Annotated in this window: 11 protein-coding genes; 8 read left to right on the forward strand and 3 right to left on the reverse strand. The window is 69.1% G+C overall.

Annotated features, from left to right (window positions below):
• Positions 1-5 precede the first annotated feature (5 nt).
• The 4 genes from SB751_RS26550 to SB751_RS26565 are packed head-to-tail and all read left to right on the forward strand — an operon-like array spanning position 6 to position 4941.
• Entirely contained in the window at positions 6-1481 is a 1476-nt protein-coding gene (locus tag SB751_RS26550) for an aldehyde dehydrogenase (RefSeq protein ID WP_313819013.1), read from the forward strand.
• 34 nt (positions 1482-1515) lie between these two features.
• Positions 1516-2481 carry a VOC family protein gene (locus SB751_RS26555; RefSeq protein ID WP_410748723.1) on the forward strand — a complete coding sequence of 322 codons (966 nt, stop codon included), beginning with the start codon at positions 1516-1518 and terminating at the stop codon, positions 2479-2481.
• A 56-nt stretch (positions 2482-2537) separates the two neighbouring features.
• The gene (locus SB751_RS26560) at positions 2538-3494 is read left to right on the forward strand and encodes a PDR/VanB family oxidoreductase (protein ID WP_144197769.1); all 957 of its coding nucleotides are present in this window, start codon (positions 2538-2540) and stop codon (positions 3492-3494) included.
• Positions 3495-3516: 22 nt separating this feature from the next.
• Positions 3517-4941: an MFS transporter gene (locus SB751_RS26565; protein ID WP_410748724.1), complete on the forward strand. Its 1425-nt coding sequence runs from the start codon at positions 3517-3519 to the stop codon at positions 4939-4941.
• Between the two features lie 114 nt (positions 4942-5055).
• On the opposite strand, the gene SB751_RS26570 is transcribed toward SB751_RS26565, so the two are convergent.
• Positions 5056-5571 (reverse strand): MarR family winged helix-turn-helix transcriptional regulator, encoded by a 516-nt coding sequence (locus SB751_RS26570; RefSeq protein ID WP_144197770.1) that lies wholly within the window; start codon positions 5569-5571, stop codon positions 5056-5058.
• Between the two features lie 373 nt (positions 5572-5944).
• Between SB751_RS26570 and SB751_RS26575 the strand changes: the two genes are divergently transcribed.
• From SB751_RS26575 to SB751_RS26590, 4 genes are all read left to right on the forward strand, one after another.
• Positions 5945-6811 carry an IclR family transcriptional regulator gene (locus SB751_RS26575; RefSeq protein WP_144197771.1) on the forward strand — a complete coding sequence of 289 codons (867 nt, stop codon included), beginning with the start codon at positions 5945-5947 and terminating at the stop codon, positions 6809-6811.
• Positions 6812-6921: 110 nt separating this feature from the next.
• Positions 6922-7893: a Bug family tripartite tricarboxylate transporter substrate binding protein gene (locus SB751_RS26580; RefSeq protein WP_377732614.1), complete on the forward strand. Its 972-nt coding sequence runs from the start codon at positions 6922-6924 to the stop codon at positions 7891-7893.
• 127 nt (positions 7894-8020) lie between these two features.
• Positions 8021-8461: a (2Fe-2S)-binding protein gene (locus SB751_RS26585; RefSeq protein WP_211943485.1), complete on the forward strand. Its 441-nt coding sequence runs from the start codon at positions 8021-8023 to the stop codon at positions 8459-8461.
• The gene (locus SB751_RS26590; protein WP_250025552.1) at positions 8445-10628 is read left to right on the forward strand and encodes a xanthine dehydrogenase family protein molybdopterin-binding subunit; all 2184 of its coding nucleotides are present in this window, start codon (positions 8445-8447) and stop codon (positions 10626-10628) included. The genes SB751_RS26585 and SB751_RS26590 overlap by 17 nt, the downstream gene beginning before the upstream one ends.
• Positions 10629-10650: 22 nt before the next feature.
• Here the strand turns inward: SB751_RS26590 and SB751_RS26595 are convergent, their stop codons facing one another.
• Positions 10651-11502, reverse strand: coding sequence for an IclR family transcriptional regulator (locus tag SB751_RS26595; protein WP_144197774.1), 852 nt, complete (start codon positions 11500-11502; stop codon positions 10651-10653).
• 40 nt (positions 11503-11542) lie between these two features.
• Positions 11543-12679, reverse strand: a complete 1137-nt coding sequence (locus tag SB751_RS26600) for an FAD-dependent monooxygenase (RefSeq protein WP_410748725.1) — start codon at positions 12677-12679, stop codon at positions 11543-11545.
• Between the last annotated feature and the right edge of the window lie 126 nt (positions 12680-12805).

A 12805-nucleotide genomic window follows, 5' to 3' on the forward strand; every position in this document is an offset into this window, starting at 1 on the left:
CTGACATGAGCACACAACAAGTCCTCCCGATCTGCATCGCAGGCGCCTGGCGCCTGGGCTCGGGCGACCGCTACGCCACGCGCTACCCCGCCACCGGCGAGGTCGTGGCCGAACTGAACGCGGCCAGCCTGGCCGATGTGGAAGAAGCCGTGCAGGGCGCCCATCGCGCGTTCCTGACCAGCGGCTGGGCGCAGCGCAAGCCGCATGAGCGTGCCGCCGTGCTGTACCGGGTGGCCGAGCTGATCCGCGCCCGCGCCGAGCCGCTGGCCCAGCGCCAGCGCCTGGACAACGGCAAGCCGATCAGCGAGACGCGCGCGCTCGTCGCCAGCGCCGCCGCCACGTTCCAGTTCTTCGCCGCCGCCTGCGAGACCATGGAGGAATCCATTACGCCGCAACGGGGCGACTGCCTGACCATGAGCGTCTACGAGCCGATGGGCGTGGTGGCCGCCATCACGCCGTGGAATTCGCCGATTGCCAGCGAGGCGCAGAAGATGGCGCCTGCGCTCGCCGCCGGCAACGCCGTGGTGGTCAAGCCGGCCGAGGTAACGCCGCTGATGGCGCTGGAACTGGCCGCGATCTGCGAGGAAGCTGGCGTGCCCCGGGGCCTGATCAGCGTGCTGCCCGGCAAGGGCTCGGTGATCGGCGACGCCATCACCAAGCATCCGCTGGTGCGCCGCGTGTCGTTCACGGGCGGCACCACCACCGGCAAGCACATCGCCCACATCGCCGCCGACAAGATGATGCCGGTGTCGCTGGAGCTGGGCGGCAAGTCCCCGACCATGGTCTTCGATGACGCCGACCTGGACCACGCGGTGAACGGCGTGCTGTATGGCATCTTCAGTTCGTCGGGCGAATCGTGCATCGCCGGCTCGCGCCTGTTCGTGGCACGCGCGAAGTACGAGCCGTTCATGGACCGCCTGGCCGCCGCCGCCGCCAGGCTGCGCGTGGGCGATCCGGCCGACGCGCGCACCCAGATGGGGCCGCTGATCACCGACCGGCACCGCGACAGCATCGAATCCTACGTGGCGATGGGCGTGGAAGATGGCGGCCAGCTGCGCACGGGCGGCATGCGCCCGGACGTGGCGGGCCTGGCCAACGGCTATTTCTACACGCCGACCATCATCGAAGGGCTCGACAACAACGCGCGCATCTGCCAGGAGGAAATCTTCGGGCCGGTGCTGGTGGCGATGCCGTTCGACGACGAGGACGACCTGATCGCCCAGGCCAACGACAGCATCTACGCGCTGGCCGCCGGCATCTGGACGCGCGACTACAAGCGCGCCTGGCGGGTGGCACGATCCGTGCAAGCCGGCAACGTGTGGATCAACACCTACAAGCAGTTCTCGATCTCGACCCCGTTCGGCGGCTGGCGGGACAGCGGCCTGGGCCGCGAGAAGGGACGACTGGGCATCCTGCAATACATGGAACAGAAGGCCGTGTACTGGGGCCTGAACGAACAACCGCTGCCGTGGGCCAACTGAGCCCGGGTATCAACCGGCAGGACGGAGAAGCAAGATGAAGGTATTGGGAATCGACGAAATCACCTACGGCGCCGACGACTTCGACGCGTGCCGTGGCTTCTTCAGTGACTGGGGTCTGACCGTCAAGCGCGACGACGCCGAGGCGCTGGACTTCGAAACGCTGAACGGCTGCCGCGTGCTGGTGCGCAAGATCGCCGATCCGGCGCTGGCGCCGGCCATCGAGGACGGCCCCACGCTGCGCGAGGTGGTGTGGGGCGTGGCGGATCAGGCGTCGCTGGAGGCGATTACCGACGCCATCGGCACCGAGCCGAGCTTCGTGCGCCAGCAGGACGGCGCGCGCGTGGGCTGCACGGACCCGAACGGGCTGGCCGTGCGCTTCCAGGTCTCGCGCAAGCGCGAAGTGCAGGTGGAGTGCGCGGTGATGAACACGTGGAACGACAAGCCGCGCCTGAACCAGCGCAGCCCGGTCTACGAGCGCGCCGCGCCCATCGAGGTGGGCCACGTGGTGTTCTTCGTCACGGACGTGAAGGCCACTGAGCGCTTCTACGTGGAGAAGTTCGGCTTCGTGCAGTCGGACAACTATCCGGAACGCGGCGCCTTCCTGCGCTGCGCGGCCGAGGGCGGTCACCACGACCTGTTCCTGCTGCAACTGCCGCAGCCCAAGCGCGGCCTGAACCATGTGGCGTTCACGGTGCGGGACATCCACGAGGTCTTCGGCGGCGGCATGCATATGTCCCGTACGGGCTGGGACACCCAGCTTGGCCCGGGCCGCCACCCGATCTCGTCCGCCTACTTCTGGTACTTCAAGAATCCGGCCGGCGGCCTGATCGAGTACTACGCCGACGAGGACCAGCTCGACGCCCACTGGGAGCCGCGCGCCTTCGAGCCGGGCCCGACCGTGTTCGCCGAATGGGCCATCGAGGGCGGCATCGACGGCAATACGCGCCGCCAGAAGAACGCCGGCGGCCCGCAGGGCAAGTTCCTCACGGAAAAGCGCTAAATCGGTGTTGAAGTGTCGTTGCCTCTGGCGAGGCAAGCATTGAGAAGGAAGCAGTCATGAGTGCCAGTCAATCCCTGACGATGCGCGTGCAGGCCATGCGGTTCGAGGCGCGCGGTGTGGTCAGCATCGAGCTGCGCGACCCCAGCGGCGCCACCTTGCCCGAATTCAGCCCGGGCGCGCATATCGACCTCCACCTGGCCAACGGCCTGGTGCGCAGCTATTCGCTGTGCGGCGCGCCCGAGGCGCGCGACCGCTACACCGTGGGCGTGCTGCAGGATCGCAACAGCCGGGGCGGCTCGCGCTTCGTGCACGAGCAGCTGCGCGTGGGCAGCACCCTCACCGTGGCGGCGCCGCGCAACCACTTCGCGCTGAACGAGGATGCCGCGCACACAGTGCTGGTGGCTGGCGGCATTGGCGTCACGCCCATCGTCTGCATGGCGCGTCGGCTGGCCGAGCTTGGCCGGGCGTTCACGCTGCTGTACTGCGCCCGCTCGCGGGAGGAGGCGGCCTTCGTCGACACCCTGTCGGCCTATGGCGACGCCGTGCGCTTCCATTTCGACGACGAGCAGGGCGCGCCGCCGGACCTCCAGGCGATGCTGGCCGGGCAGGGCGCCGGCACGCACTTCTACTGCTGTGGCCCGGGCCCGATGCTCAACGCCTTCGAGGCTGCCTGCGCGGCCCACGGCTACGCCAACGTCCACATCGAACGCTTTGCCGCCGACCCGGCTACCGAGGCAGTGCAGGAGGGCGAGTACAGCGTCACGCTGCAACGCACGGGCGCCAACGTGCGCGTGCCGTCCGGCAAGTCACTGCTCGATGCCCTGCTGGAAGCCGGCGTGGCAATGGAGTACAGCTGCCGGGAGGGCGTGTGCGGGTCGTGCGAGACCGCCGTGCTCGACGGCTGCCCCGATCACCGCGACAGCGTGCTCAGCAACAGCGAGCGCGCCGCCAACAACACCATGATGGTGTGCGTATCCGGATGCAAGGGCCAGCGGCTCGTGCTGGACCTTTGAGCCGCTGAGGACACTTCCACAGATGTATATCGATAGCGTAGACGGCGCGGCATCAGCCAGCGCCACGGCCCCCGCGCACCCCCAAACCAGCCCCCGCGCAGTCACGCGCGGCCAGATCATCGCCCGTATCGAGCGGATGCCCGGCAACGCGATGCATATCCGCGCCCGGCTGCTGATCGGCCTCGCCACCTTCTTCGATGGCTTCGACGTGATCGCCATCGCGGCCACGCTGCCGCTGCTGATTGCCAACTGGTCGCTCACACCGGGCCAGATCGGCTTCCTGATCGCGGCGCCTTCGGTGGGCCAGCTGGTGGGCGCGCTGCTGTTCCCGGCGCTGGCCGAGCGCTTTGGCCGGCTGCGCTCGGTGGGCTGGAGCGCGGGCATCATCGGCCTGATGAGTATTGCCTGCGGCTTTGCGCCTTCGTTCGAGATCTTCGCGCTCCTGCGTATCGTGCAGGGGCTGGGGCTGGGCGGCGAACTGCCGGTGGCGGCCACCTATATCAACGAGGTCACGCGCGCGCATGGCCGGGGCCGCTTCGTGCTGCTGTACGAGGTGGTGTTCCCGATCGGGCTGATGGTGTCCAACGCGCTGGGGGCCTTCCTGGTGCCGCGCTACGGCTGGGAGGTGATGTACTTTCTGGGCGGCGTGCCGATCGTGCTGTTCTTCGTGCTGCGCAAGCTGATTCCCGAGTCGCCGCGCTGGCTGGCCGAGAAGGGCCGGCTGGGCGAGGCGGATGCGGCGCTGAGCGCCTTCGAGGCCCGCGCCAGGCAGCCGCTGCCGCCGGTGGGCGATACCTCGGCGTTCGACGCCATGACGGCCCGCCACCCGCGCCGCCGCGTGCGGGACCTCGTTGGCCGCGCCTATATCGGCCGCACGCTGGCCGTGTGGATGCTGTGGGCAACCTGCGGCTTTATCCAGTACGGGCTGTCGACCTGGCTGCCCACGGTCTACAAGACCGTCTACCACGCGCCGCTGCAACTGGCGCTGAACCTGGCGGCAGGGGCCTCGGTGCTGGGCGTGGTCGGGTCGCTGATCTGCGCGATGGTGGTGGACAAGGTGGGCCGCAAACCGGTGATCAACGTGTCCTTTGTGCTGTGCGCGGTGTCGCTGGTGCTGGCGGGCGTGTTCCACGCCTCCACGGTCTACGTGGTGGCCACGTTCTGCGCGCTGGCCATGGGCTTCCTGGCCTGCGGCTTCATCACCGCCTACGTCTACACGCCGGAGCTGTACCCCACCAGCATCCGCGCCATGGGCTGCGGGCTGGGCGGCGCGTGGCTCAAGATCTCGGCGATCTTTGCCCCGGGCCTGATCGCCAGCACCATCGGCGGCGGCAACCTGAGCCTGGCGTTCTACGGGCTTGCCGTGGTGCCGCTGCTGGCCGCCGTGACCGTGTTCTTCCTCGGCATCGAGACCAAGGGGCAGGTGCTGGAGGAACTGGAGGTCTAGCCTCCGGACGGCTGAAACGTATTGTTGGGTCTTCGACGATCATCATGTCGTCATTGCGCTCCGCGGCCTGTACCGGCGCGGGGCGTTTTTTGCTTTTTCTGTCTGGCGACGGGGTCAGTCGCGGGCGGTGCAGATGCCGTGCAGCTTGCGCAGGCCGGTGTACAGGCCGTGGCGCTCCTCGGGCGTCAGCAGGCGGATCACCGATGCCTGCCCGCGCCGGGCCAGCGGAATCACCTGGGCGTGGAGCGCCTCGCCGGCGGGCGTGATGCGGCAGACCAGCCGTCGGCGCGGCGTGCTGCCTTCGGACTCCAGCGTGACGAGCCCCCGGTCCTCCAGCAGCCGCAGCGTGCGGCTGACCAGCGCCTTGTCCGAGGTGGACTGCTTGACCATCTCCGCGAAGGACAGCTCCTTGCCGTGCGCCAGCAGCGCCAGCATGCGCCATTCCGGTACGGTCAGCTCGAACTGCGTGGCGTATGGCTCGGTCACGCTGTTGCGCAGTGCCGTGACCAGCTGGCTCAACATCGTCGTCAGGAAGTCGTTGACGGTGAGTCCCGTGCCCGCCTCGTCGAGTTCGGACCAGGGATCGGCGGCCGGAGGGGCTTGTTCGTGTGCGGAGGTGGGGCTGGACATGGCGAAGTGGAAGCGGGGAAAGAATGCCGCGGGATGCCGCGGGATGCCGCAAGACGGCCGGAAACCGGCCGCGATTGTCTCACAGCTGGCGGGGCTCGCAACTTTGTGCCACGCAGCAAAACACGGCAGATCGCAGGGGTGATGTCAATCGGGGATTGACTTAAGTTGAGTCATCAACAAAGTCGCCCTACTCTGGATTCGTTCCTGATGTGAATCCGGGTTTCATAGATAAAACATATCTGCTAGGGTTCGAGGTGGAGACGTGTGTGCGATCGTGCTGTGCGCGACGCCGCATGTTATACGGATCCGTTGCCAGCCGGCTGATGTTGCAGAAAGCCAGGCGGCAGGACCGAACGCTACGCAGAGAGAGACCATGAACCAGGACCTTCCCAGAGAGGAAACGCAGCAGGAAGTGCAGCAGGAAGTGCAGCAGGAAACGCAGGACACACAGGACAAGTACATCGTGCCGGGGCTGGAGCGCGGGCTGAGGCTGCTGGGTGAGTTCAGCAGCAAGGACCGCACGCTGTCGGCGGCGGAGCTGGCGCGGCGGCTGAAGGTGCCGCGCTCGACGGTGTTCCGGCTGCTGGCCACGCTGGAGATGATGGGCTTCGTGGAACGGACCGATGGCGGGCGCGAATTCCGCCTCGGCATGGCAGTGCTGCGGCTCGGCTTCGACTACCTGGCCTCGCTGGAGCTGACCGAGCTGGGCCGGCCGCTGCTGGACCGCCTGCGCGACGACATCCACTACCCGTGCAACCTGGTGGTGCGGGATGGCCGGTCGATCGTGTACGTGGCCAAGTCGGTGGCGGCGCGGCCGTTCACCAGCACGGTGAACGTGGGCACCCGCCTGCCGGCGCATGCCACGGTGCTGGGGCGCGTGCTGCTGGAAGACCTGTCGCTGGAGGCGCTGCGGGAGCTGTATCCGGAGCCACGGCTGGAGGTGTACTCGGACAGCACGCCGCGCACCGTGGAGGAGCTGTACGAGATGGTGCAGCGTGACCGCCAGCGCGGCTACGTGCTGCACGAGGGCTTCTTCGAGGCCAGTATCTCGACCATCGCCGCGCCGGTGCGTGACCGTACCGCGCGCGTGGTGGCGGCGTTGGGGGCGACCATCCCGGCAGCCCGGATCGATCCGGCGCTGCTTGACTCGATGGTCGAGAAGGTGCGCGAGGCGGCAGGGGAGTTGTCGCGCCTGCTGGATTACCGGCCGACCTTGCAGGACAGGGTGGCCAACGAATGACGCCGGGCTGACGCCCCGGCGGATGGTGAAATCACGGAAGGAACGGGGCTGGCATGAGGAAAGCACGGTGGATGGGCAGGGCGGCGGCAGTGCTGCCGATGATGGCGATCATGGCGATGGGGGGGATGGTGGCGATGCCGGGCGTGGCGCAGGCCGCCCCGGCCTGTCACACGGTGCGGATCGTGGTGCCGTTCCCGGCCGGCGGCCCGGCTGACCAGCTCGCCCGCACGCTGTCGCAGGGCCTCCAGCAGCTGCCGCAGCCGTCCGAGCGCAAGGGCGCGACGATGATCGTCGACAACAAGCCCGGCGCCAACGGCAATATCGGCATCGACGCCGTGCGCCGCGCGGCGGGCGATGGCTGCACCTGGCTGGTGGTGCCGGCCGGCAACCTGACCATCAACCCCACGCTGTTCCCCGCACTGTCCTACAACGTCACGCGCGATTTCCGGCCCGTCTCGCTGCTGGCCAGCTCGCCCAACGTGCTGGCGGTGAACCCGGCGGTCAAGGCGCGCACCGTGCCGGAGCTGATCGCGCTGGCCAGGCAGGCGGATCAGGCGAAATCGCCGCTCGGCTACGCCAGCCCCGGCGTCGGCAGCGGCCTGCATCTGGCCGGCGAGCTGTTCCGCAACAAGGCCGGCGTGACCATGCTGCATGTGCCGTACAAGGGCACCACGCAGGCCGTGACCGACGTGGTGGGCGGGCAGGTGCCCGTGCTGCTCGGCACGTGGCCCACGCTCGCACCGTTCATCCAGTCCGGCGCGCTGCGCGCGCTGGCCGTGACGCAGTCGAAGCGCTCCCCGGCGGCCCCGGACGTGCCCTCGCTGGCCGAGCAGGGCATGCCCGGCATCGACGTCAGTTCCTGGTACGCCCTGCTGGTGCCGTCCGCCACGCCCCAGCCGCTGGCCGATGCGCTGGCCGCCGATGTGCGCGCGCTGTTCGCCACCGCGAGCGTGCGCGATGACCTGAAGCGCCAGGGCCTGGAACCCATGGCCAGCACCCCAGACGCCCTGGCCGCTCGCATCCGCGACGATACCGCCGCGTGGGCCACGCTGATCCGCACGTACCACATCACGGCGGAATAGCCTCCCGGCGTCCTCAGACGCCCCTCCCCAAGTTTCCAACCGAGTCGTACCTGGCCGCACCCTGCGCCGTGCAGGGTGGCCTGCGGCCGTCATTTCAGCGTGACTTCTTGCACGAGCGAGGGCAATCATGGATTTTGTGTTGAACGGAAAAGCGACCCGCTTCGACGGCGACGGCGATACGCCGCTGCTGTGGGTGATTCGCGATGACGCCGGCCTGACCGGCACCAAGTACGGCTGCGGCATCGGCGCCTGCGGCGCCTGCACCGTGCATGTGGATGGCAACGCGCAGCGGTCGTGCGTGACGCCGGTCTCCAGCGTGGCGGGCCGCACGGTCACCACCATCGAGGGGCTCTCGCCGGACCGCTCGTCCAGGGTGCAGCGGGCCTGGATCGCCAAGGACGTGCCGCAGTGCGGCTACTGCCAGTCCGGCATGGTCATGGCGGTGACGGCGCTGCTCAAGCAGAATCCGCACCCCACCGACAAGGAGATCGACGCATCGGTCAGCAACCTGTGCCGTTGCGCCACCTACCACCGCATCCGGGAGGCCGTTCATGCAGCCGCAAAGTGACCGTATCGCCAGCCCCGCCCGGCGCGGCTTCCTGAAGGGCGGCATGGCGCTGGCCGGCGCGCTCTGCATTCCGCTGCCGGCGCTGGCGTCCCGCACTGTGGACAGCGGCCCGCACGGCACGCACGAGATCACGGACTGGATCTGGATCGAGCCGAACGGCAAGATCACGCTCGGGCTGTCGCAGTGCGAATGCGGGCAGGGCGTCTATACCGGCATGCCGCAGGTGCTGGCCGATGAGCTGGACGCCGACTGGCAGCAGGTGGCCGTGACCTTCGTGACCGGCCGGGACGCCTACCGCACCGGCGCCGCGTACGAGGAGCCGCAGCAGTTCGTCGGCGCGTCGATGTCCGCCACGCTGTTCTACCAGCGGCTGCGCATTGCCGGCGCGCAGGCGCGCGAGGTGCTGGTGATGACCGCCGCGAAGCGCCTGCAGGTACGCCCGGGCCAGTGCTACACGGAGAAAGGTCGCGTCTATCACGGCGCCACGGGCCGCTCGTTCAGCTATGGCGAGCTGGCCGAGGAAGCGGCGAAGCTGCCGCTGAACCCGGCGCCGCGCCTCAAGAACGACGCCGCGCACCAGCTGATCGGCAAGGACCTGCAGCGGCTGGACACGCCGGCCAAGGTCGATGGCTCCGCCGAGTTCGGCATCGACGTGAAGGTGCCGGGCATGCTGTATGGCGCGCTGAAGTTCGCCCCCACCGTGACCGGCAAGGTCACCGGCCTGCGCAACGCCGATGCTGTCAAGGCCATGCCGGGCGTGCAGGCCGTGGTGCAGGCGCCGGACGCCGCCATCGTGGTGGCCACGAGCTACTGGCTCGCCAGGAAGGGCGCCGATGCGCTGGAGCTGGAGGTGGATCCCGGCCCGGCCAGGTCGCTCGACAGCGACCAGATCCTGGCCGCGCGCCAGGCCGCGCTCGGCGCGCCGGAGGCCGTGGTGGCGACGAAGCTGGGCGATCCGGACGCGGTGCTGGCCGGCGGCGGCAAGGTGGTCGAGGCCGACTACCACACGCCGTACATCGTCCACGCCACGATGGAGTCGGTGAACGCCACCGTGCACGTGCGCGAGGACGCCATCGAGGTCTGGGGGCCGATCCAGGGCCAGGACTTCGTGCGCAACGCGCTCGGCAAGCTCTACCAGCGCCAGCCCGAGACGATCATCGTCCACACCACCTTCCTCGGCGGCAGCTTCGGGCGCAAGTTCCTGCCGGACTTCGTAGTGCACGCGGCGCGGGCCTCGGCGGCAGTGGGCAAGCCGGTCAAGGTCATCCGCTCGCGCGAGGACGACATCCGCCATGGCTTCTACCGGCCCGGCGTGTCGGGGCGCTTCCGCGCGGTGCTCGACGACAAGGGCCTGCCGCGCGCGCTGCATGCCCGGCTCACCGGCCAGTCGCTCTACGGCGTGATCAAGGCCGAGCGCATGGCCAAGCACGGCGGCTGGGACGAGACCATGCTGGAGGCCATCTACGACTGCGTCTATCGCGTGCCGAACCTGAAGGTGGAGATGATTGATGTGAAGCAGCCGATTCCGGTCAGCTTCATGCGCAGCGTGGGCTCCACGTCGAGCATCTTCATGCTGGAGAGCTTTGTCAACGAGATGGCCGACGCGGCGGGCACGGACCCGTACCGCTACCGCCGCGCGCTGCTGGCGCACAACCCGTTGGCGCTGCGCGTGCTGGACGCGGCGGCCAAGGCGGCGAACTGGGACCGCAAGCCGGCGCCCGGCGTGTCGCGCGGGTTCACGTTCAACCTTTACACCGGGCGGGGCGAGGCGTTCCAGACCTATGTGGCGATGGCGCTGGAACTGGAGCGCAGCGGCAAGGCGTTCCGCGTGCGGCGCGTGGTGTGTGCGGTGGAGTGCGGGCGGGCGATCAACCCGAACCTGATCCGCGCCAACATCGAGGGCGGCATCGGCTTTGCGCTGACCAACACGCTCAAGAGCGAGATCACGTTCAAGGCGGGCGTGGTGCAGCAGAGCAACTTCCACGACTATCCGCTGCTGCAACTGGCGGAGATGCCGAAGATCGACGTGGTGATCGTGCCGAGCGACCGGCCCCCGCAGGGCTGCGGCGAGGTCTCCCTTGGCCCGGTGGCGCCAGCCGTGGCGCACGCGCTGTACCAGGCGACCAAGGCCCGGCGCAGGTCGATGCCGATGAAGCTGGAGGTTTGACGGCTGGGGGGGGGAGACCCCCTCAGCGCTTGCCGTTCGCCCGGTACCCCAGCAGCGCCGACAGATCCTTCGCCGCCGCCTTCACTTCCTTTTCCACCCGTTCGCGCAGCGTTCCGTCCGCCTCGAAGCGCTGCTGCGGGCCGGCCACGCTGATCGCGGCGATCACGTCCCCGGTGGCGTCCATCACTGGCGCGGCGCAGGCGTCGATGCCCGGCTCGAAGGCCGAGAAGCTCCACGCGCAGCCGCGCTCCAGGTCCGCGCCGAGGATCTCGGCCAGGCGGGCGTGGGTGGCAGGGCTCTGGCCGGTCACGGTCGGCAGGGGGTCATCGCCCAGCCGCTCGCGCAGCGCCTCCGGCGACAGGTGCGCAATCAGCATCCGCCCCGGCGTGGTCAGGTGCGCCGGCACGCGGCTGCCGACCTGGATGTTGCTGACCAGCCCGGTGTTGGGCATGTCCCGCAGCAGGTAGAGCACGTGGCCGCCGTCCGGCACGGCCAGATAGGCCGACAGTTGCAGCGAGCTGCTCAGCTGCGCCAGCACGCGCCGCGCGAAGGTGGTGAGGTCGTTCGCCGCCAGCACGCGTGACGCCAGCTTCAGGAACGAGAACCCCACCGTGTGCCCGCCCTGCGGCAGCCGCTCGACCATGCCCTCGTGCTCCAGCGTGGCCAGCAGGCGCATCACCGTTACGCGGTTCATGTCGATGCGCCGGCCCACCTCGCTCAGGTTGGCGGTCGAGCCGCCCTCGGCAATGAAGCGCAGCAGCCGCAGGCCGCGCATGACCGGGGTCACAAGCGCCTGCGCCGCGCCGCTGGCATCGTCGTTGTCCAGTTCAGTGGCGTTGTCGAGGGAGTCGTCTGGCGCGGCGGTCTTGGGCATCGGCTCGGGGAAAAGAAAAACGGAACGGGTGCAGGCAGGATCAGCCGAGCGCCACGTTCCAGGCGTTGTAATCGTACACCCAGTCCGCGTTGCCGCCGGCCTTGAGCCACTCGTTGCCGCGTGAGCCGATCTGGATGCGGCTGGTGCGGTCGTGGCGGGCCGCCTGGTAGCGCGCCAGCGCCTCGGGGATGGTGTCGTCGCAGGCCTCGGCCAGGCAGCGCGCCAGCACCACGCCGTCCTCGATCGCCATGCCGGCGCCCTGCGCCATGAACGGCATCATCGGGTGGCAGGCATCGCCCATCAGCGCGATATGGCCGGCCGACCAGGACGGCAGCGGGTCGCGCACGTACAGGGCGGAGATCAGCACGTCGTCGCAGGCGTCGAGCAGGGCGCGGGCATCGGGATGGAAGCCGGCGTAGGCGGCGCGCAGGTCCTCGACCCGGCCCGGCGTGGTCCAGGACTCGTTGCGCCAGCTGTCCTGCGCCACGGTGGCAAACACGAAGATCTCGCGGCCGCGGTTGAGCGGGAAGGTCACGATCTGGCTGGTCGGCTCGGGCCCCCACCACTTGGTGAAGGCGCCGAGGTTGGGCACGCCGGCCAGCTTCTCCGCCGGCACCACGGCGCGGTAGGCCACCACGCCAGTGAAAATCGGGTGTTCCTCGCCCAGCAGCGCGGTGCGGACGATGGAGTGGATGCCGTCGGCGCCGATCAGCACGTCCACATCCTCAGTATTGCCATTGGCGAAGCGCAGCGTGGCGCCGCGCCCGCCGTTCTTCGGCGCGATGTGGGTGGCCTTGTGTGCCAGCCGCACGCAGGCGCCCGGCACGGCGGCTTCCAGCGCGGCCATCAGGTCGCCCCGGTGCATGGTCAGCTGCGGCGCGCCGTAGCGCTGCTCGGCTTCGTTCGACATGGCCAGGCGGGAGGTTTCCGCGCCGGTGTCCCAGGTGCGGCTGATGCGGTGCGTGGGGCGGGCTGCCGTTTCGCGCAGCGCGGCGCCGACGCCCAGGCCGTCCAGTGCCCGCACCGCGTTCGGCGTGAGATTGATGTCCGCGCCAACGCGCGCGAACCGCGCCGCCTGCTCGTACACCACAACATCCAGGCCGAGCTTGCGCAGGGCGATGGCGGCGGCCAGTCCGCCAATGCCGGCACCGTTGATGCCGATCTTTCCTGAAACCATGGGGGCGCTCCGTGTGGTGGCCGATGCGTCACGCGTCGGCCGGCTGCTCAATGAAATGTTCAAATATGAACGATAAGTTCATAAAAAGAATATTGAGCACGGCGCCTCCCGTCAAGCGGGTTTCTG

The organism is Cupriavidus sp. SIMBA_020 (assembly GCF_046535395.1).
GTDB lineage: Bacteria > Pseudomonadota > Gammaproteobacteria > Burkholderiales > Burkholderiaceae > Cupriavidus > Cupriavidus campinensis.